The following is a 19,999-nucleotide window of genomic DNA, read 5'->3' as shown; positions in this document are numbered from 1 at the left end:
TCAGCGGGGTCTAATCTCCTGCGCGCATTTTACTGCCAAGGAGGAGCCACGGGACATTGCATTGTTTCGCGGGAGGCGAAAGCCTGACTGGAACTGAAACGTAGAAGGTACCAACGGTGAGCGCTCGATCGACTTACAATACACCGATCCCCACCCAATGGGTTGGTCCTCTTGTCTTCAAGGGTGACCTTGTTGAAGGGGAAGTTTCCGTTCCGCTCGCGACATTTGAAAGTCCGTTGTGGCCGTCAACTGCGCGGGGCGCTGGTGTATCGCGTCATGCAGGCGGCATTCAAGTCACGCTTGTTGATGAACGCATGACGCGTTCGATTGCAGTGCGCGCCAAGTCGGCTGCCGCGGCTTATGCCGCTTGGCAGAGAATTGAAGCGCAGACGGAAACGGTCGCTGACTTGATTGCTGGCACCAGCCGATTTGCGCGTCTCATCAAATTGAACCGCCAAATCGCCGGCAATTTGCTGTTCATCCGAATTGAATGCGCGACCGGCGATGCGTCAGGTCACAACATGGTCACCAAAGCTGCTGAGGCGGTTCTGGATTGGATTTTGGCAGATCAGCCGGATCTGGACTATTCGTCGATTTCTGGAAACTTCTGCATCGACAAAAAAGCTTCAGCGGTGAATGGTCTGTTGGGGCGCGGCAAATATGTGATTGCCGAGATGGATATTCCGGTTCGCCTGCTAAAGCGCATGTTGCGGACTACGCCTGAGCAGATGGTATTATTGAACCACGAAAAGAACTATCTGGGCGGCAATCTGGCTGGATCGTTGCGGTCTGCAAACGCGCATTTCGCGAACATGCTGCTGGCGTTCTACCTTGCCACGGGACAGGATGCGGCCAATATCATCGAAGGTAGCCAGGGTACGGTCCAATGCGAGGATCGTGGCGATAGTCTCTATTTCGCCTGCACATTACCAAATCTGATCGTTGGATCGGTAGGCTCCGGTAAAGGCAATCCGCAAGTCGAAGAGCATCTGGAAAAGATGGGCTGTAAAGACGAGCGCAACCCGGGTGACAATGCACGCCGTTTGGCAGGTATCTGTGCAGGTGTTGTTCTGTGCGGTGAACTTTCGCTGCTGGCCGCGCAAACGAATCCGGGTGAGCTGGTCCGTACCCATATGGAAATGGAAAGATGAGCGAGAGCCACGATCGAAGCGTTGCTGGGCGCAAGCTTGGCCATTTGCGCGCCATTTCGGCGGACCCAGACGTAGAACGTCGGGCCAGTGGCTTTGATCGTATTGCGCTTACCCACCGCGCCCTTCCTGAGCTTGATTTTGACGCCATCGACACCAGCATGACATTTCTTGGAAAACCATTGGCGTTTCCTCTGCTGATCTCGTCTATGACCGGTGGTGCGGGTGATGAGATTGAACGCATCAACCGTAATCTTGCCGAAGCGGCGGAAGAAACGGGCGTTGCCATGGCAGTGGGCTCACAGCGTGTGATGTTCACCAATCCAGAGGCACGCAAGAGTTTTGAGCTTCGCCAGTACGCGCCAAGCGTTCCTCTGATCGCCAACATAGGGGCAGTGCAGCTAAACTATGGTGTGACGCAAGAGCAATGTGCGGAAGCGGTGGATGTGCTGGGAGCTGACGGGCTGTATTTGCATCTCAACCCGCTGCAAGAAGCGGTGCAGCCTGAGGGCGATAGGAACTTCGCTGGTCTTGCAGAGAAAATTGCAGAGTTGGCCTCGCATATGAAAGTGCCTGTACTGCTCAAAGAAGTGGGTGCCGGTCTCTCTAAGGAAGACATCGAAAAAGGCCTCGCGGCGGGTATCCGTCACTTTGATATGGCAGGCCGCGGTGGCACGTCTTGGAGCCGAATCGAATACCATCGCCGTCAGGAAGATCACGACGATCTTGGACTGATCTTTCAGGATTGGGGTCTGACCACTGTCGAATGCCTGATGGACTCCCGCGAAACTTTGTCGCAATTCGCGGATCAAACAACGGTTATTGCGAGCGGTGGCATCCGAAATGGCATCGATATGGCCAAGTCCATGATTTTAGGCGCAGATTTATGTGGAGTGGCCGCGCCATTCCTAGCCGCGGCACAGGATTCAAGCGCAAGCGTTGTTCAAACCATCAAGAAATTCCAAAGCGAATTCCAGACAGCCATGTTCCTTCTCGGGTGTGGTGACTTTTCTTCGCTCAAAGGAAATATATCTTTGATCCGGTGAAGGAAGAAACCGATATGATCACAACCGGCATCGAGGCGATGAGCTTTTACACGCCTCATCGATACCTCGGATTGGAGACATTGGCCGAGCATCACGGCATCGATCCGGAGAAATTCTCCAAGGGGATCGGTCAGGAGAAGATTGCGCTGCCGGGTCACGACGAAGACATCGTCACCATGGGTGCCGAGGCCGCGCTGCCGTTGATTGAACGCTATGGCAGAGAGAATATCGACACGCTGTTGTTCGCCACGGAAACCGGGATCGACCAATCAAAATCTGCAGGCATCTACGTGCACCGTTTGCTGGGGCTGCCCGCCAACTGCCGCAATGTGGAACTGAAGCAAGCCTGCTATTCCGCGACGCCTGCGCTGCAATTTGCCTGCAGCTATGTGGCGCGCAAACCAGACCGCAAGGTTCTGGTGATTGCCTCAGATGTGGCGCGCTATGATCTCGACAGTTCCGGGGAAGCGACGCAGGGCGCAGGCGCTGTGGCCATGCTGATCAGTGCCAATCCAAAGGTTCTGGAAATTGGCACAGCGACCGGTCTTTTCACTGAAGACATCATGGATTTCTGGCGTCCGAACCATCGCCGCACGCCGGTGTTTGACGGCAAGTTCTCGACCCTTCGCTATCTGAACGCTTTGGTGGAAGCTTGGAACGACTACGGCGCCAACGATGGCAAGTCTTACGAGGACTTCTCGCATTTCTGCTACCACTTGCCGTTCTCACGTATGGGCGAAAAGGCCCACCGCCACCTAGCAAAGAACGCAAAGGCTCCGATTGATATGGAGAAGGCGCTGACGGGCATGCTTTATAACCGTCAGGTCGGCAACAGCTACACGGCGTCGATCTATCTCGCCATTGTCTCCACACTGGAAAATAGTGCGGCAGACCTTAGTGGACAATCCTTTGGCCTCTTCAGCTACGGGTCAGGCGCCACTGGTGAGTTCTTCGACGCAACTGTTGTTCCGGGCTATCAGGACCACCTGTTTGCCGCGCGACATCAGAACCTTCTGAACGACCGAATTGCGGTAAGTTACGAAGAATACATTGCACTTTGGCATGCAATCGAGGCAAAAGACGGCGCGGTAACTGAGTTACCGGATGAAGCCCGAGGACGCTACAGATTAGCACGCATCGATGACCACAAGCGCATCTACACCGACCGCCAATCTTGAAGATAGGGCGCATTCGCCAGGCAAATTGATTTTGTCGGGCGAACACTCGGTGCTGTATGGCCAGCCAGCCCTGGCCATGGCCATCGCTGAATACACGGAAGTCTGGTTCAAACCGCTTGATCTCGGGGACGGGATCAAGACGGCCTTTGATAATCTGTCAGAAGGCCAGCTCTACCCGCTGAAGCTTTTGTCGCGCTTCAAATCATCGCTGGATAAGAAGTTTGATCAGTTCGCACGAGGCGAATTGGCGGTGCATAAAATACTGACACGTCCGGACGACCTTGCTGTCTATACCTTGGCCTCGCTGCTGCAGGATAACCCTACCGGTAGTTCAGAGCTGACCGGACTTGGGGCAGTTCATCAGCTGCCATATCCGGGGCAGCTCGGTAGCAAGTCGAGCATTCCCATCGGCGCGGGACTTGGGTCTTCCGCAGCGGTAGTAGCGGCCACGACCGTTCTATTTGAAACCCTTCTTGGGCGGCCAAAGACCTTAGACGAGCGCTATGATCGCGTTCGCTTCTGTGAACGTTTGAAACATGGCAAGGCCGGGCCGATTGATGCGGCGACCGTGGTTCGTGGTGGATTGGTGTACACCGGACCAAGCGGTCTAGAGGATCCCGAAATCTTTGCGGGCCACGGTCTTTTGTCGGGCGATGGGTGGTATTCCGTATTGCACGGCCGCCCGGAAAGCAGCACCGGGGAATGTGTCAGCCACGTGCGTAACAAACATGGCGATGACGCGGCCCTTTGGGAAAGCTTTGGCGCATGCACACGCGCATTTGCCGGCGCCCTGAAAGACGGTTCAGACGCGTCATCTGCCATTAAAGAAAACCAACGATTGCTAGAACGTATTGGCGTGGTTCCGGACGCAACATGGGCCTTTATCCAAGATGTGGAAGCATCGGGCGGTGTCGCAAAGGTCTGCGGTGCGGGTTCCGTGCGCGGTGATCACGGCGGAGCGGTCTTGGTGCATTCGGATGACGCCGAGGCGATGTCGTCGCTAATGGCGAAACATCCGCAGTTGGCAGCAAACCCACTGCGGCTTGCGACCAAAGGTGCTGCTGCAGGCCCTGCGCCAACTGCTGTTGAGGCGAACAAATGATCCGTGCCTCTGCACCAGGTTCGATAATGATCACGGGTGAACACGCGGTGGTTTACGGCCATCGTGCGGTCGTAGCGGCTATTGAACAGCGGATTACAGTGGAGCTGGCTCCTCGTGACGACCGTGTTGTAACGATCCGGTCCAGCATCGCCGACACCCTTGAAACCTCACTGGATAATCTCGCTGAGGGTGGCGTTTACAAGTTTGTTTTGGCCGCAGTTGCATTGCACCGAAATGCGCTGAATTCAGGTTTTGATCTTTCGATCGCATCCGAGATTGATCCTACTCTCGGACTAGGTTCATCTGCTGCGGTGACCGTTGCTGTTTTGGGGGCGCTGAAAAAGCGGCTTGGCCAAGACATGGATGACGTCCACGCCAACGCACTTGCGATCGTTCGTGCCATTCAAGGACGCGGAAGCGGTGCCGACCTTGCGGCAAGCTGCTATGGTGGAATGATATCTTACCGGTCCATGCCAAGTGTCGAATGGGCGCCGTTGCCCAACCCACCACAATTGTCGCTGCGCTATGCCGGATATAAAACACCGACATCTGAGGTGCTGCAGATGATTGCTGCACGGATGAAGGGGAGCGAGGATCAGTTTGACCGCCTCTATGCAAAAATGGGCGATGAAGCCGATCAGGCTATTGCGGCTGCACATGACAACGACTGGCAGTCGTTTGCGCAGTCGCTGACCCAATATCAATGCTTGATGACCGAACTGGGTGTCAGTGACGGTGTGCTTGATCAGATTGTCCAGGATACGAGTAAGGAGCCTGAAGTTTTGGCCGCTAAAATTTCTGGCTCTGGTCTTGGTGATTGTGTTGTGGCCTTGGGGGCTTGTCCGAGCGGTTTCACACCTGCGCCAATTGCTCAACAAGGTTTAGTTTTCGATGAATGACGCAGCGCGAACTCTCATTTCAAAAGCGATGGAAACGGCGAAGCCGCCCGTAGAGTTTTCTGCATATGCGCCGAGCAACATCGCGTTGTCCAAATATTGGGGCAAACGAGATGCTGCGCGGAATCTTCCGCTGAATAGCTCACTTTCCATTTCACTGGCAGAGTGGGGATCACACACAACCGTGCGTCCGTCGTCCGACGGCCGGGATCACGTTTCTCTGAATGGCGAAACGCTCTCTGCGACATCCAAGTTTGCAATCAAAGCGCTGAAGTTTGCTGACTTATTCCGAGGCGGCAAAGATATTCCGTTGGTGATCGACACGCGCAACACAATTCCTACGGCAGCGGGATTGGCGTCTTCGGCATCGGGCTTTGCCGCGTTGACTCGGGCATTGTGCGGCGCGTTTGGACTGGATCTGAGCGAAAGCGAAATGAGTTTGATTGCTCGTATTGGAAGCGGTAGCGCAACGCGGTCCTTCTGGCACGGTTTTGCGCGCTGGGACAAAGGTGAGGCTGAAGATGGCAGCGACAGCTTTGCGCAACCGCTTGCCTATAACTGGCCAGAATTCCGTATCGCGATTGTCGCCGTTGATGTTGGTCCAAAGTCCCATTCGTCGCGTGACGGGATGAACCATACTGTCGCAACCAGCCCGCTTTTTGCCACATGGCCCGACCAAGCTGAAGCAGATTGCAAAGCCATCGAACAAGCTGTCGCGGATCAGGATTTTCCGGTGCTTGGCGCACTTGCCGAAGCCAATGCGCTGGCCATGCATGCGACGATGCAAGCAGCGCGCCCTGCATTGAGCTATCTCACGTCAGATAGCTGGGCGATTTTAGAACGTCTCTGGCAGGCACGTCAGGACGGTCTGGAAGCCTACGCAACGATGGATGCTGGTGCGAATGTGAAACTGTTGTTTCTACAAGATAGTGAAGTGAACGTTCTTTCACTCTTCCCTGAAGCACAAGTCATTGATCCTTTCGGTGCTCTTTAAAAGAAGTTCGCTACTTCGGCAGTTCGCCAATTGAGATAGGGCTCAGTGGTATGGGATTTCCAAAAGCTCAGGCCGTGTCTGTGCCAGAATCTTTTTGTGTATCTGATCATCGTATCGCATCTGGACCGGCAAACGCAGGGATAGCTCGATCAGGTGGCGGTCGTTGAAAGGGTTCAGAAAGACATTGTTCTGGTACCCGTTGAAAAACGCACCTTGGGTGTTGGGCAACAAAAATTCGACAAAGGCCATATCATAGGGGCGCTCAGTTAGATCCTCTGTTGGTAGGGATTTTCGCCATCCCCGGTATGCAGTGCGGAATGTGCGGGTATGAGGATCAAGTTCGGCGTCTGCTTTAAGGCGGCGCAACGCATGGGTCATAATGAATTTGTTGTCTATGTGGCGTTGCCGCCATTGGTTGGCCCGCAGAAGTTCCATGATATTGCCGCGCACCACGACATGATCTTTTGGGAACTGCATTACTGCGCCCATGGCTGCGATCTCGCCGCGTATCCCAGTGTAGCCGGTCTTAAGATGGAACTCAGCTAGGCTGCGCTGTGAGATCGGCTTGCGTCCGTATGTTTTGAAGCCAAACCCAAGCTGCTGCATGATCTCCCGACCACGAGCTGCGTCAATGGCGGAGCTATTATGAAACTTAAACGCAGAGAACTCAGTCACTTTGTCCAGATGTTTGTGGCCGCTCGCGATAAGAGATCTCGAATCCCGTCCGCCGGTCATGGGCACAATACATGGGAAATTCGAAACGATTTCACCGAAATTCCGTCCAAGCCGATCAACGATCTGACTGACAATACTCTCTGGATCACAGGATGTATCGTTGAACCGGATGTCCTGCGATGGCCAATGGCGTCTAGTGTCAAAACTCACCAGGTCGAGTGCATGATTAGGCAAGGTGCGGAAAATGCCTGAATCAACCGTATGTTGCAGTGTGAAGGTGCGCCCGCCTCGAAGAATTTTACCCAGGTTGAACATCTTGTTGGGTTGGTAGCCACGGTGCAGAATTAACGCCACGGATGAACCGACGATTTGGTGAGCGGGATCAAATACGACGGGCATGTCGCAAACCGGATCGACATAGATCTCCTGGATGTGTGTTCCCAAAATGATCAGAACAAAGCGCCCAGCCATGGAGTTGACCAGTTTATCGAGCTCTGGGATGAACCCTTTGTCGAACTGAGAGGCTGGCACCGTGATGTCGCCTGAAAGAAATGTTCCGTCTTGCAATGCGACACCCAGCAGGAAGCCAACCTGCGTTCCGGTAGCATCGTATACCTGTGCAACGCGCATCGCTTGGCCTGTGTGCAAAACCCAGCCTTGCAGTGCGCGCTGATTGAATCCGGGATAACTGAGATTGCTTTGACGAGTTAAAACAAACTGTTGTCGAAACAGGTGTTTGAACTGTGATGACCAGCGCTCGGACTTGATTTGTGCCTTGGATGCAATCATGGGCCCGATCCTTATCCTAGAGTTCTAAATCACTGTGTTAGAAATAAATTTATGTCGCGGTTTGATTTCCATCCATCTCCCCGCATGCTCACGCCCTTTGGGTTTTGAGTTCCAAGAGTTTTTCTGAAATCTCTTTTGCGCGAACAAACAATGAGTGTTTCTGCAATAGGCTTCGAACGCGTTCCTTGCGTTCAGCCGCTTCTGCTTCGGTTTCCGCTTCGATGGTTTGCACAGCGTTCGAGAAGTCCTCAGACGTTTGGCACAGGAAAACATCCTGCTTAAACTCGTCGGGCAACCCGGCAATATGATCGCTGATCACCGCAGAACCGCATGCCAAGGCGTCAAAGATGCGGTTTGAAAGATAGCCGCCAACCCGCATGGGTTCCATGTGGTCGCACAGCACGATTTTCGCGCCCCGATACAAGTTACCGACATTTGAGTTGTCAATATATTTGGCTTGTAGCATGGGTTCGACTTCAGGGGCGGTCCAGCCACGTCCCCAGATTTTTGTGTTGTGCTGAGCATCAAGAGACATCTGGATGATCGGACGCATATCGGTGTTCGAAAAATGATTGCTGCCTACAAAGACAGTATCGGCGCGGTGGTCTTGTTCAGGCAGATGCATAATCCTCGGATCAAATCCTTGAAGGAGAACCGAGATATTGGAGTTTCCTTTATTGGAAAACTCTTCATAAGCCAGCTCTGACGCAAAGAAACAATGGGCTGCGGCGCTAACCTCTTCTTGCGTGATTTCATGCCGCTCTTTTGCGCCCGGGTAAATCGCCCAAACCACATGAGGGATATTTGGTTGTGGCTCATAGCCGCCACGGCCTCTTAGGACCAAATCGAAATCCGTGCCCTGCGTGTCCCTATACCAATCGTAACCTGAATCTATCCGGACAGAATGCCCTGCTTGCAAGAAACCGTCAGCGATCGAACGTGCAAATGCATGATCCACGATTTTCTTAGGGTTGGTTCTGCGCGCTTTTGGGGTTTTGATTGCGATTTTTAATGAGTGCGCCGCCGGGCTTTCCGGGATCTCCCAAGCGACTGGTTCGTCTTGAAAGCTAGCTATCTCTTCGACTTGAACTAACTTCAGTGTATTTTTCAACTCTGCTAGCCCGAACTCTTCAAGAGTTATTGGAACGTATTTTTCCACAATCTCGTCATAGGCTGTTTGCAAATCAGTATTGCCGGGCTGAAGATTGCGGATCTCAACGATGCCTGACGGAGGCAGATCCAAAACGCGAATGTCCAGGTCAGGTCGGTAAGTTCGTAGGATCGGAATAATCTTCCAAACATCTCCGGTCCACCTGCGGGTCTTCGTTTTGTCCCAATCGCGTTCTGCAGCGGCGTAACTCATTGGCACACAGTCATGCATCGCAATGACGCCGTCTGATGCCATGTGCTTTTCAATATTCATGAAATCGCGCAGAAGATATTCAACTTGATGCATCCCATCCAGGAAAGCAAAGTCGATTTCTTTTTCAAACGCGTTCAAAAACCCCGTTTCGAAAAAGTCATCGCTGGTCTGTTGAAACAGATGGACCTGCGATTGCTGGCGAACGACATTGTCACCCAGTTTGAAAACGGGATCAACGGCGATCGCAATATCGCGAGCAAATGCCAGACTGGCGCCGCTTTCGGTTCCAATCTCAAAGTAAACACTCGGATTTTCAGCTTTGTGAAAGTTGTTGAGCCAAGCTAGATAATGATGCCTTCCCATTTGCGGGAAGCCCTTTTCAGGACGCGCGTTCGTCTCTCGTTTAACTTTTCGCAAGACGGTTGAAGGCAGGTCGCTCAATTCGTCATACACTGGACACGCTTTCCTGCACAGTGATCATAAACTGTTGACCAATTCGGGTAGGCCTATTGGACATCCCCTGGGCTCTCATCTCGTCCAACACGGCTTCTTTGACGTGCATGCGCCCGTCGCGCTTCCAGAAAAAATCATCACCGGCGATGATGCCGCCCGGTTTTACTTTGCGAAACCCGAGCTCGACATCTTTGCGAACAAACTCATACAAGTGGTTTCCATCGATGTAGATCCAATCGAAGTAACCGTCTGGGAAAGAAGAAAGAACATCGGCGGAGAAACCCTTGCGAATGGATATTTGCGGAAGATGCTCATAGTTGGACCGAACATTTTCATACATGCGGTTCATTTCGGAATGATCCTCATGCTTTTTGTGTGTCCATTCACCAGAACTTTGATCCGATAACAGATCCCACGGATCTATCAGAACCAGTTCGCTCGGAGCGGTTACATCTAGGATGACACCTGAAAACCCACCATTCCAGACACCGATTTCCGCACAGCGACCACCCTTTGGCATTTGCTCTAGCATGCGAACGCGGTTTTGGTGACGCTTTGGAGCTTTGACCTTTAGCGTTTCGCTTTCTTTAGTCTGATGGCTCGTCGCAGTCGGGGCTGACAGTGCAGTTACAACGCCGCTCAGCTCGGCTCTGAGCGCTCGGAAGTCTTCTTGCTGCAACACCGCATCCAGGCTTTGCCGCTGATACTCCAGCGCTCCAAGGTGCAAGTGCCGGACAATTGGATCTTTGAGCAACCACTCGTATTCTCTTTGAACGGCATCAGCGTATGAAAGCACTGAGCTGTCACTTTCGCCGCCGCGACACCAGCGATTCCAGTAGTCCAATCCGATAGTATCTTTTGTATGATTTGCACGGCCCCGCGCACGCTTTAGCAAAAATGCGTCAACGGAACGAACGGCGTAGTGGTTCATTTGAGCAATTTCATACCCAAAGTCGCGCGTCGGACGCCTTGGGTCGCTTAACGCATCTTTTTCGCGCCATACGCAGCCCCATTTCAATTCGCTGGCGACATCTTCGTCATAAACCGGACCGTGGAGCCCCAGCTTTTCGATCGCATCGTTGGGTTTAAAAAGCGATTTTACAAAACGACCTTCGGTGTCGGATTCATGGCTGGCAGGTTCTGCATCGGTAAATGAAGTTGTGCAAAATCCGGGGTAAACATCTGCATGACCGTTGTTTGAAAACAATCGCCAAGCCACTGGAATTGCATCCGCATCACCAAAGCGCGCGATGAGATCGTCAACCTTCCCATCGCCAATTTTGATATTCAGAAATTCATCGACATCAGAGACCAATACCCAATCTGCAGATTGGTAAAGCTCATGTTCCTTCGCGTATTTCAGAGCTGATTTATGAGGGCCGCGCCGTAGAACCTTGTTGCGAACATGTGTGACGGCGCCGGTCTGTTGCAGCCGGTCCAACAGGAGGTCTGTGCCATCACTGCAATCGTTTGTGTAGATTAGAAAATCCGTAAACCCTAATACTCGATGATGGGCGAGCCATTCTAGGATGTAGGGCCCCTCATCTTTCATCGTCGAAATGATAAGTTTGCTCTGAGAGTCTGCCATGTTGTATCTATGCTTTTTTGGTTCTGCTCTTTTGAGGTTATTATAGCGTTAAAAGAGGAATTGGGCATAGAATTATTTGAGTGCCACCGTTGCGGCACTGACCGTCAAAGCTGTGCGGCATGAGGCAAGTGAGCTTGCGCAAACACGATCTTTGGCATTTCTTGCATGTCTAATTGCGCGGTTTGATCAATCAAAGAAAACACTTGCTGTTTATTAATACTCGGTGCGTTAAGCTGCTCTTAAATTGCCCATAAAAAGACGCAAATCTAATGTTCAAGCGGGCCAAGAACAAACCATTGGAGAGCACAATGAGCACCGAAATTGAAGCTTTCGAACAGGATCTGAATTCCTCTGAGACAGGCGGCGACTGGGTAGAAGCGCTGGAAAATTATGTAGATTGTTTGCCCGGTAGTATCATCGAGTACTTGGGCCTTGATGAAACAAGTTTCCTCATTGAACGCGGCCGCACTTTGTTGGTTGTGCTGGAGACTGCAGAGGAAAATCTAGGAAGCGCTTCCACGGGATTTCCCAGCGGCTGGAAAACGGCTGAAGAAAACGGCTGGAGCTATTTAGGAATTATATCCCTGCAAGGCGCGCGCAATACTTACAAAGAAGTTTCCGGATACATCACGCAACTGGTTAGCGAAGGGGCATTTAAGGCCTTCGATGAAATCCTGTTTGTTGGAATGAAACGTTCCTGCAAGTTGGCGCTTACATGTGCGGGTATCGTTGAAAATTCAAAAGTGCTTCTCATACAACCTGAATCGTCTGACTCTGCTACTGGTGAATTTGCAGATGGTAATCCAGTTCAAAGAGCGTTGGTCGCCTATGATCCTTCGAAAGCCGAAGCTATTGAGTTCGTCAATAATACACGTGCCAACGAAACGATCCTATTGCCTTGTAGGCACATGGGCGATCGAACCGCGCAGTTTATTAAGATCTTTGATCTGCTTCCTGCACTGTTTGACATGGCCTTTTCTGAAGAGCCCAGCCGACCGGCATTTTTTACTCAAATGCGGCAGCAAAAGCGTTTGCATCGTGCGTATTGGCGAGGTGTGCTTCGTAAGATGGATAATGTGTCAAAACCAAAGCTCAGCAAAATGATGTGTCAGAGTATTCAATCCACGCTTGGCGGACGTGTCTTTCGAAGAGAACTACGTCGAATTGAAAACTTGTAGAGGTCGCGCGTCCTTCATAATGGCGCTCACAGTATGAAAGTGACCAATTCCAGATTTGGCTTAGATCAATTGAAAGAGCTGAATCGGTTGCCAAAAGAAAATGAGCGGCTCAATAGAAGCTTGGCTAAAGTTATGCGTTGAACTGAGCATAAACCCTTTCCAAATACTCAACGTTTTTAGCGGGCGTATAGAAATCAATGTACGCCTGCCTTGCCGCCAGACCATATCTACGACGTTTATTAGGGTTACTTATGTATTCCTGAATAACCTCTGCGAGTGTACTTGCGTCAGCTCTGGGGAACAACGATCCGTTTACGCCATTTTCAATGATATTAGCTACGCCGCCTATCCCGGTCGCAATGACAGGCGCCCCTTGAGCAAATGCCTCTATAGCGACACGTCCGAATGGCTCAGCCCAAAGTCCTGGCATGACCACAAATGCCGCCTGAGACATTGCCTTTTGAACATCTCGTGCGGATTTTTTGCCCAGAAACTCAACATTTGCCGGAAGGTCAGTTGGTATGGCACCGTCACCGATAATCTTCAATTTGGATTGGTTCGGAGCCACTCGGCACCATGCCTCCAACAGCAATGGTAGCCCCTTTTCCTCGGACAGACGGCCGACGAAAAGCACGTCCTTCCGATCTGCGTAGTCGATTTCTCCAAAATCAGTTAGCTGATAGGTAAAACAGGGTTTGACCGAGATTTTCTCCTCAGGCATCCCTTCTTTTGTCAAGACATCTGCCACGTATTGAGACACGGCGAGATAGCAATCAACATTTTTTTGCCAAGTGCCAATTGCCTTATGCGTCGCATTTGCTGCCACTATTGAGGCCGACGCTGAGGCGGAACCGCGATAACAACGATGACGAAGTCCGGGAAGTTTCACCATACGGCCTACGCAATCTATGCATGGTTTTCCTTCGCGCAGCAAAGTCGCAGCCGGGCACGCAAGGCGGTAATTGCGTACGGCTTGTACAACGGGCACCCCGACGCGACGCGCAGCGGTGTAAACGGACGGAGAAATCTGCGGAAAGAGGTTCTGAACGTGCAGCACGTCATAGGTTTTATTTCCCAATTCCTGCGCGACTTGTTGCTGCCAGCTCCGGCTCCAAAACAGCGTTCCTGCTGCGCGAATTTTGTCGCTCCAAGAGGCGATATCGTCATTATGGGCGGTGAGGTATGTCACCTCGTGGCCTGCTTCTCTGAGCGCGCGGCACTCGCTTTCTGCGGACTCTTCTTCACCACCTCGTGTTTGATATGCGTTGTGAAGCATTAGCACGCGATAGCGCTTGGGATCAGACATGGCTCTGATCCACTTTCTGCGTTCGCGCCGGTAAGGCAGAGACTCCAAAGACAGCAAGAAGCAGCGCGAAATACACTGGATGATTGGGTGAGAGCAGCGAGGTTTCTGCCGCGTTGTGTACCAGTGCAAATACAAAGAACGCCAATATGACGTCGAATTCCAAGATGCCGCCCTGAAGCTTGCGAAATAGCGCGACACAGGGAGCCACAATCAACAGGCACACAACAATCACCAAGCCCGGAATGCCGATGGTTGCCGCCACATCCAGATACCCGTTGTGGCCCTGCCCTGTTTCGGTTGCCCAGCCATCTGTCAGGTGCAATATCGGAGAATTATCCCCCACCCGCCAAAACGACCCATAGCCGCTGCCCGTCCAAGGGTAGGTTTTAATGTATTGAATCAGCGCATGCCAAAGCTCAACTCGCCCGGTCAGCGCGTAGGGATCATTCAGCAGTTCTGCAAAGGATTTTGACAGAAAGGGCACTGCCACAAGGATTACAACCAAAAGGAAGAGCAAGACAAAGCGGGCCACGTCTCGGCCCAATAGCCAGCAAAGCACCTTGGACCCAACCATAAAGGTTACGCCGGCACTCAGAGCCAGCAATGATGCGGATGAATTTGTGTTCCACAAAAAGGCGAAAGCCGCCAAGGCGACCAAAAGATGTATCCGTCGTTCGGACATTCCCAAAATAAAGGCCATACTGGCGGTCAAGGCCGCAACCGGGCCGGCATAATTCTTGTGAATATGCACGCCCTTCCAAGAGGTTACATTCGCAGGATACGTCCCAGATTCCCCGATCTGATGGACTGCGCTGGGTATCAATGCGACCGAAAGGAAATTTACCAGCAAGATGACCAAGAGGATCCTGTAGGTGATCTGAAATACCTGTTGCGTCCCAAGCGTGAACACTGTCCCAGCGATAGCAAGCGTGACTAATGCAAGCTGGCCAAATCGAACCGTCCCGATTGACGCCGTGTGCGACCACGTCAGGCTAAATGCGCAATACCCAAGCAGTACCATGACACCGACTGTCCACACATTAATCAGTTTGCTAGCTGCCAGATGGACGCATGCGCCCAAACAACCGACGCTCGTTGCCAGATAGAGCAAAGCTTCAAAAGCGGACCCTCGCCCGGACGTCCCGGTTTCGGACAGCAAGCTGCCCTCAAACGGGCGTGTGCCGGCAAGAATGATGAAGGCCAGCGCTGCAAAGCTGATCACCAAAATTCTGTGAGCCAGAAAGTTGTTTGGACGCCCTATCGGTGTATGATCAAAGGAATGAGATACATCAGCCATTACGCATCTCCTGCCGAGCGCGTCTGTAGCAGATTGCCATGCCGACGCCCGTCGAAACAGCAACGGAAATGGGCACTGCGATGACGCCCACAATGACAGCTGCGAATGGCAATAATACCGCTACAACGGCACTGACCCCTTGGATAAGAAGCATATTTTGTGGCCGCTCTTTCACGACAAAGACCGTCGACATGACTTGCCGCGCGGAAATGAACAGATTAGCCGCGACGAACCAGAGTAAAATCGCAAGGAACGTCGCTGGCGTCTGATCAAATAGGAAATTTGAAATCCACGGAGACAGCGCGAAGAGCGCGGCACTCACAACAAGGAAATAGATAAGCACGAGGCCAATCACAGAGGCCAACATGCGCGTCAGCCCTTTTGAACCGCCGCTTTTGTAGACCTTCGTGCCCGAAATAGGCAGCAGTTGTTGCAAAGCGTTGGTGGGCAAATTTAGGATATTTGTCAGCTGTGAAACTGCACGCAAAACGCCGAGGGCCGCCTCTCCCAATAGGGCCAAGCCTACTAACATTGGGGCGAGCGTTTGAACTGTTTCAAAGAAATTCGACAGGGACATCCATCTGACAAAATTCCAATAACGCGGCCAAAGAACTCGAAACAGGCGTTTGGAATAAGTGAGTTGTGCATGCCCAATGACCCCTGAAACAACAGCTGCAACCGAACCGGTTGCCAGAACCAAAAGTGCCACCGCTGGAGACAGCCAAGCAGCTCCCAACGCAACGAGGATGATCAGCAAGCCCAATTGGACAGCATAGCGCACCACCTCTGTTCCAAAGGTACGTTGCGGGCGGGCATAAATCAGATGATAGCGACTGATCAGATCCGCAAAGCAGCCAGCGACATTTGCAGCCACAAGCGGCAGGATTAATCCCGTCAGCCAGTCGACTTGTAGAACCGGGGCTAGGACGTATGCAAGAAGTGCCACCACTCCAGATGAGACAATGGCAAACCCCAAGGTCACAATGACCAGAACGCCTCGGAATGCATTGAGCGAGGTGCTACGAAGTCGAGGGGCCAAGGTAGAGGAGGGCGCAAGAATTGCTCCATGGAAAAAGTTGCGCACAACCATGAGAAACAGAAAACAAAGGCTGAACTGGCCAAAAGCCTCAAGTCCAAGACCCCGCAAAAGCACGACTGTTGTGGCCAAATTGGCCGCGCTCGTAATGATCTGACTGCTAAGGACCCAGTGCCCACCCCGCAATCCAGCGCGCAGAAAGGCCCCGCCCGGTAAGGTATCGCGCAGCGAGGATGCTGCGGGGAGGGGCCCCGTATCAGCCATAACGAATGTTTGTCCCCGGCTCGCGCTCATTCGACAGCCGTGTTTTCAATAGCCCCATGCGCTGCCCCGCAAGCATCGTAAGATACAGTGGGTTGAGATACATGTAACGCCGCCACAGACGGCGAGGCTCCACGGCAAGACGGAAAGCCCATTCCAGACCTCTGTCCTGCATCCACTTTGGTGCCTGACGCAATGTTCCTGCAAAGAAATCAAATGCCGCGCCAACCGCGAGCATTGGAATTCCCAATGCTGCGCTGTGTTCATAAACAAAGACCTCTTGCCGGGGGCATCCAAGCCCCACAAGCACGATCTTAGCCTTGGAACCTGCTATCCGCTCTCGCATTTCGCCTTCTTCGCTTTCGGTCAGCTGCCGAAACTTGGACGGCTCATAACCTGCTATGACGAGGTCTGAGTACCGTGACTTCAGTTTTGCGACCAAACCTTCAAGCACCTCTGGGCGACTGCCATACAAATAAATAGGCAGACCTTCCTTGGCTGCTTTGGCGCAAACTAGATCTGACAAATGCGGGCCGTAGACCCGATCTGGCAGGGGTTCTCCGTGCAATAGGCGCAGCGCCCATCGCACAGGTTGTCCGTCTGGTGTCACCGTATCCATCCGGTTCAAGCGGTATTTGTGCTCCGGGTCTAACGCGCCGGTCATGACACCATGGACTGCCAATGCAGATACGGCATGCGCCTCACCTGCATGCGCAGCCTGAACAATGCGTTCAACAGCTCCGTCATAGTCCACGACGTTCACACCGACGCCCAAAACGCTGCGCTTGCCCCGATCAATCATGAAGCTTCTTTCCAGCGCGACAGACCGGCTTGGTGAATATCCTGCAAAGTGTCTTCGATGCCGTAGGTTAGACGATACTCAGGGAAATCCTTTTCAAAGGCCGAGATATCGCTGATCCACCAGATGTGATCTCCGGTGCGGTTCTCATCACTATAGGTCCAATTCAGGCTGCGCCCTGAAATCCGTTCACACATCTCAATGGCTTCCAGCATGGAACAATTGGCAAAGCGCCCACCGCCAATGTTGTAGACGCGTGCCGGTTTCGGGTCGCGCGCATAGGTCCAAAGCGCGGACACAAGATCATTTGAGTTGATATTGTCCCGCACCTGTTTGGCCTTGTAGCCAAAGATCGTATAAGGCCGCCCGGTGACTGTGCATTTCATCAGATAGGCCAAAAATCCATGCAGCTCTGTCCCAGAATGCGCGCCACCGGTCAGGCAGCCTCCCCGGAAACAGGCGGTATTCATACCGAAATAGCGACCGTATTCCTGAACCATCACATCTGCAGCCACCTTGGAAGCGCCAAACAGGCTATGGGTCGACTGATCGATGCTCATGCTTTCATCAATCCCGCGTTTGGCAAAAGGATGATCCTCAGCCAGCTCCCAGCGGGTTTCTTTTTCCACGAGCGGCAATGTGTTCGGGCGGTCGCCATAGACCTTATTGGTCGACAGGAAAATGAACGGTGCCTGAGGCGCCGTCTGACGCAAGGCTTCAAGCAGGTTCAGCGTGCCCTGCGCATTGATGGAGAAGTCCGTGAAAGGCTCACGCGCCGCCCAGTCATGAGAGGGTTGCGCAGCGGCGTGAATGACCAACTCTATGTCCGCTGCATGTTCCTTGAACAGGGACAGAATGCCGTCAAAATCTCGGATATCGAGGGAGACATTCTGGAAGCGCTTGCTACGTGCTTTCACCTCAGAGATACGCCATTTAGTTGACGCCTCGGCACCAAAAAAATACGCGCGCTGATCATTGTCGATACCAATGACATCCATACCCTGTTCGGCCAGAAACAAAGCTGCTTCGGACCCAATCAGGCCCCCTGCCCCTGTGATGATTGCGACGCCCATTTGGCGATCCTCCTAGTAACAGACGCTGAAATTCTGCAGCTGTCTGAATGTGGTCCTGCTAGACCTTTGTTGGCTTTAATGGACGTTCATCTGCCGAAGGGACCATCTGCCCAACGGCCTGATTTGAATCGTATCCGTAGTTTGGTTGTCGCGCGCCATACTGGTTTAGAACCGGGAAGAGGCTTGCTTCTAACGGCATTGCCTCGGTCAGCGTTTCCGCGGTGTTTCGCACTATGGATTGAGCAGTGTCCGCATGTTTGACTGCAAATACAATCGCATCAGCGTGGCGAGCCAGATATCGGGCATCTGCTGCCTGCATCAGCGGCGGGCTGTCTATGATGACCACGTCATTGTCCTGACGCGCCTGTGCCAGTAGGTCAGTAAACGCTGCAGAGTTCACCAAATCTTCTGTTGGCTGCTTCGCATCACCCCGGCCGAGTATCACGCTCAAGTTGGGCTCATAGGCTTCGATCAATGGAAGCTCGGCGGTATCAGCGTTTCTCAGATACTCTGCCAATCCGCCCTTTGCATCGGCACCCGCGTAGTGGTGTACACGTGGTTTGCGCAGATCCGCGTCAATCAGGACAGTTCGATAGCCAGCCTGCGCGTACACTCTGGCGAGCGACAACGCGATTGTTGTTTTTCCTTCGCCAGCAACGGATGACGACGTCAAGATTACCCTTCCGGAACGTTCACCTGGTTGCGGCAAGAAATCAAACCATTGATCCAAAGCAGCTTTGAGCTGACGCACACCTTCCGAATAAGACGACAGCGGCCGCAATTTCACTTGATCCGCGACCGGCGGCTGGAACCACAAAATGCGCCCGACCTTGGGGATGATGGCTGAGACAGGATTGTCAGCAAGCTCAGAAAGCTGACCAGCTGAAGTCACACCATCGGTCGCGATTTCAGCGATATAAATTCGTGTCAAACCCAAGGCAGCGCCACAAACGATAGCACCGATCAGTATGAGAAAACCTCGTGGCGCACTGGCTTCAATCGGTGGCAAGGCCTTTGCAACAATACTGCTGTCTGGCACCTGCAACTGAGCCTGTGTTTCAATGTCATCCAAACGGGCTGACAAGGTTGCAAGTTTTGCTTGGAACTCTTCTGAATCCTGTCCAGCCTGCGCAGTTGCACTCTCTTCACTCAGTGCCGAAATCTGTGATTGCAGGATATCGCGCTCAGAAAACAGCTTGTCAGACTTCGCCTGCATCTGACGATCGATATAGGCCTGCGCCAGCAAATTCGCGAGTTCAGCCGCGCGTTCTGGCTGCCCTGACTCTACCGAAACTGAAATCACATAGGTCAAACCTTTACGGTTGATCGAGGTGCTTTCTTGGAACTCTGCAAGAACCCTGCCCGTGTGTTCATCTTTGCTCAGGCTTTGAGCGCTTTCCAAGCCAATCCATTCGCCAAGGCTCACCAGAAATCCAGCGCTCGGAGCATATTCAGGGTCCTCCACAAGCCCCGCCGCACTCACCACATCCAAAGCGACAGCGGTGCTTCGCAAGATCTCGACTTCGCTCTCTACGTATGAATTGTTGGCGGGCAACGCATTGCGCAAAGGGTCAGATTCAAGCAGGTTTTTCTGTGCTTGATCCACGAGCACCAGGGCCTGCGCCTCATACTTAGGAGCCGCGAGCATCAAGTACCCCAGCGCCACGATGACGACCGCTGCCATAGTGCGCAGGAACTGCCCGCGACGTCGGCTCATAACATCCAGAAAACGACGCAATTCATGTGGTTGACTCATAGGAAGACCCTCCCGGTATCAACAGGTACGAACTCCTTCAGCTCGAAGTCATATTTCGCAG

The 19,999-nt window shown here is 52.7% G+C and carries 16 protein-coding genes and 1 pseudogene; 7 read left to right on the top strand and 10 right to left on the bottom strand.

Annotated elements, in window-relative coordinates:
- Positions 1-116 precede the first annotated feature (116 nt).
- From M0D42_RS13720 to mvaD, 6 genes are read left to right on the top strand one after another with little or no spacing between them, the layout of a single operon-like run.
- Positions 117-1,151 (top strand): hydroxymethylglutaryl-CoA reductase, encoded by a 1,035-nt coding sequence (locus M0D42_RS13720; RefSeq protein ID WP_265019174.1) that lies wholly within the window; start codon positions 117-119, stop codon positions 1,149-1,151.
- The gene (gene fni, locus M0D42_RS13715; protein ID WP_265019173.1) at positions 1,148-2,194 is read left to right on the top strand and encodes a type 2 isopentenyl-diphosphate Delta-isomerase; all 1,047 of its coding nucleotides are present in this window, start codon (positions 1,148-1,150) and stop codon (positions 2,192-2,194) included. The genes M0D42_RS13720 and fni overlap by 4 nt, the downstream gene beginning before the upstream one ends.
- Positions 2,195-2,208: 14 nt before the next feature.
- Positions 2,209-3,372: a hydroxymethylglutaryl-CoA synthase gene (locus M0D42_RS13710; protein WP_265019172.1), complete on the top strand. Its 1,164-nt coding sequence runs from the start codon at positions 2,209-2,211 to the stop codon at positions 3,370-3,372.
- Entirely contained in the window at positions 3,335-4,474 is a 1,140-nt protein-coding gene (locus tag M0D42_RS13705; RefSeq protein ID WP_265019171.1) for a mevalonate kinase, read from the top strand. Before M0D42_RS13710 ends, M0D42_RS13705 begins: the two co-directional genes overlap by 38 nt.
- Entirely contained in the window at positions 4,471-5,373 is a 903-nt protein-coding gene (gene mvk, locus M0D42_RS13700; RefSeq protein ID WP_265019170.1) for a mevalonate kinase, read from the top strand. The genes M0D42_RS13705 and mvk overlap by 4 nt, the downstream gene beginning before the upstream one ends.
- Complete coding sequence (gene mvaD / locus M0D42_RS13695) at positions 5,366-6,364, top strand: diphosphomevalonate decarboxylase (protein WP_265019169.1); 999 nt, start codon at positions 5,366-5,368, stop codon at positions 6,362-6,364. Before mvk ends, mvaD begins: the two co-directional genes overlap by 8 nt.
- 42 nt (positions 6,365-6,406) lie before the next feature.
- Here the strand turns inward: mvaD and M0D42_RS13690 are convergent, their stop codons facing one another.
- The 4 genes and pseudogenes from M0D42_RS13690 to M0D42_RS13675 form a co-directional block, all read right to left on the bottom strand.
- Entirely contained in the window at positions 6,407-7,828 is a 1,422-nt protein-coding gene (locus tag M0D42_RS13690) for a hypothetical protein (RefSeq protein ID WP_265019168.1), read from the bottom strand.
- 88 nt (positions 7,829-7,916) lie between these two features.
- Positions 7,917-9,233 carry a glycosyltransferase gene (locus M0D42_RS13685; protein ID WP_265019167.1) on the bottom strand — a complete coding sequence of 439 codons (1,317 nt, stop codon included), beginning with the start codon at positions 9,231-9,233 and terminating at the stop codon, positions 7,917-7,919.
- A gap of 24 nt (positions 9,234-9,257) precedes the next feature.
- Positions 9,258-9,554, bottom strand: a pseudogene (locus tag M0D42_RS16070) (hypothetical protein); the annotation flags it as partial.
- 82 nt (positions 9,555-9,636) lie between these two features.
- The gene (locus tag M0D42_RS13675; protein ID WP_265019165.1) at positions 9,637-11,232 is read right to left on the bottom strand and encodes a glycosyltransferase family 2 protein; all 1,596 of its coding nucleotides are present in this window, start codon (positions 11,230-11,232) and stop codon (positions 9,637-9,639) included.
- A 308-nt stretch (positions 11,233-11,540) separates the two neighbouring features.
- Between M0D42_RS13675 and M0D42_RS13670 the strand changes: the two genes are divergently transcribed.
- Positions 11,541-12,410 carry a hypothetical protein gene (locus M0D42_RS13670; protein ID WP_265019164.1) on the top strand — a complete coding sequence of 290 codons (870 nt, stop codon included), beginning with the start codon at positions 11,541-11,543 and terminating at the stop codon, positions 12,408-12,410.
- Between the two features lie 130 nt (positions 12,411-12,540).
- Here M0D42_RS13670 and M0D42_RS13665 read toward each other — a convergent pair whose 3' ends face one another.
- From M0D42_RS13665 to M0D42_RS13640, 6 genes are read right to left on the bottom strand one after another with little or no spacing between them, the layout of a single operon-like run.
- Entirely contained in the window at positions 12,541-13,716 is a 1,176-nt protein-coding gene (locus M0D42_RS13665) for a glycosyltransferase family 4 protein (protein ID WP_265019163.1), read from the bottom strand.
- The gene (locus M0D42_RS13660; protein ID WP_265019162.1) at positions 13,709-15,013 is read right to left on the bottom strand and encodes an O-antigen ligase family protein; all 1,305 of its coding nucleotides are present in this window, start codon (positions 15,011-15,013) and stop codon (positions 13,709-13,711) included. Before M0D42_RS13660 ends, M0D42_RS13665 begins: the two co-directional genes overlap by 8 nt.
- Positions 15,006-16,313 carry a lipopolysaccharide biosynthesis protein gene (locus M0D42_RS13655; RefSeq protein WP_265019161.1) on the bottom strand — a complete coding sequence of 436 codons (1,308 nt, stop codon included), beginning with the start codon at positions 16,311-16,313 and terminating at the stop codon, positions 15,006-15,008. The genes M0D42_RS13660 and M0D42_RS13655 overlap by 8 nt, the downstream gene beginning before the upstream one ends.
- Positions 16,306-17,112: a WecB/TagA/CpsF family glycosyltransferase gene (locus tag M0D42_RS13650; protein ID WP_265019160.1), complete on the bottom strand. Its 807-nt coding sequence runs from the start codon at positions 17,110-17,112 to the stop codon at positions 16,306-16,308. The genes M0D42_RS13655 and M0D42_RS13650 overlap by 8 nt, the downstream gene beginning before the upstream one ends.
- Positions 17,109-18,182, bottom strand: a complete 1,074-nt coding sequence (locus M0D42_RS13645) for an NAD-dependent epimerase/dehydratase family protein (protein ID WP_265019159.1) — start codon at positions 18,180-18,182, stop codon at positions 17,109-17,111. The genes M0D42_RS13650 and M0D42_RS13645 overlap by 4 nt, the downstream gene beginning before the upstream one ends.
- 58 nt (positions 18,183-18,240) lie before the next feature.
- Positions 18,241-19,938, bottom strand: coding sequence for a tyrosine-protein kinase domain-containing protein (locus M0D42_RS13640; RefSeq protein WP_265019158.1), 1,698 nt, complete (start codon positions 19,936-19,938; stop codon positions 18,241-18,243).
- Between the last annotated feature and the right edge of the window lie 61 nt (positions 19,939-19,999).

The organism is Cognatishimia activa, assembly GCF_026016445.1.
Classification (GTDB): domain Bacteria; phylum Pseudomonadota; class Alphaproteobacteria; order Rhodobacterales; family Rhodobacteraceae; genus Cognatishimia; species Cognatishimia activa_B.
The sequence above is the reverse complement of the archived record's forward strand: the minus strand, read 5'-3'. Positions and strand labels throughout refer to the sequence as shown.

Excerpts from the sequence above, each read along its gene's own strand:
- fni (WP_265019173.1), top strand. The coding sequence starts at position 1,148 with ATGAGCGAGAGCCACGATCGAAGCGTTGCTGGGCGCAAGCTTGGCCAT.
- M0D42_RS13710 (WP_265019172.1), top strand. The coding sequence starts at position 2,209 with ATGATCACAACCGGCATCGAGGCGATGAGCTTTTACACGCCTCATCGA.
- M0D42_RS13705 (WP_265019171.1), top strand. The coding sequence starts at position 3,335 with ATGACCACAAGCGCATCTACACCGACCGCCAATCTTGAAGATAGGGCG.
- mvk (WP_265019170.1), top strand. The coding sequence starts at position 4,471 with ATGATCCGTGCCTCTGCACCAGGTTCGATAATGATCACGGGTGAACAC.
- mvaD (WP_265019169.1), top strand. The coding sequence starts at position 5,366 with ATGAATGACGCAGCGCGAACTCTCATTTCAAAAGCGATGGAAACGGCG.
- M0D42_RS13690 (WP_265019168.1), bottom strand. The coding sequence starts at position 7,828 with ATGATTGCATCCAAGGCACAAATCAAGTCCGAGCGCTGGTCATCACAG.
- M0D42_RS13685 (WP_265019167.1), bottom strand. The coding sequence starts at position 9,233 with ATGGCATCAGACGGCGTCATTGCGATGCATGACTGTGTGCCAATGAGT.
- M0D42_RS13675 (WP_265019165.1), bottom strand. The coding sequence starts at position 11,232 with ATGGCAGACTCTCAGAGCAAACTTATCATTTCGACGATGAAAGATGAG.
- M0D42_RS13670 (WP_265019164.1), top strand. The coding sequence starts at position 11,541 with ATGAGCACCGAAATTGAAGCTTTCGAACAGGATCTGAATTCCTCTGAG.
- M0D42_RS13665 (WP_265019163.1), bottom strand. The coding sequence starts at position 13,716 with ATGTCTGATCCCAAGCGCTATCGCGTGCTAATGCTTCACAACGCATAT.
- M0D42_RS13660 (WP_265019162.1), bottom strand. The coding sequence starts at position 15,013 with ATGGCTGATGTATCTCATTCCTTTGATCATACACCGATAGGGCGTCCA.
- M0D42_RS13655 (WP_265019161.1), bottom strand. The coding sequence starts at position 16,313 with ATGGCTGATACGGGGCCCCTCCCCGCAGCATCCTCGCTGCGCGATACC.
- M0D42_RS13650 (WP_265019160.1), bottom strand. The coding sequence starts at position 17,112 with ATGATTGATCGGGGCAAGCGCAGCGTTTTGGGCGTCGGTGTGAACGTC.
- M0D42_RS13645 (WP_265019159.1), bottom strand. The coding sequence starts at position 18,182 with ATGGGCGTCGCAATCATCACAGGGGCAGGGGGCCTGATTGGGTCCGAA.
- M0D42_RS13640 (WP_265019158.1), bottom strand. The coding sequence starts at position 19,938 with ATGAGTCAACCACATGAATTGCGTCGTTTTCTGGATGTTATGAGCCGA.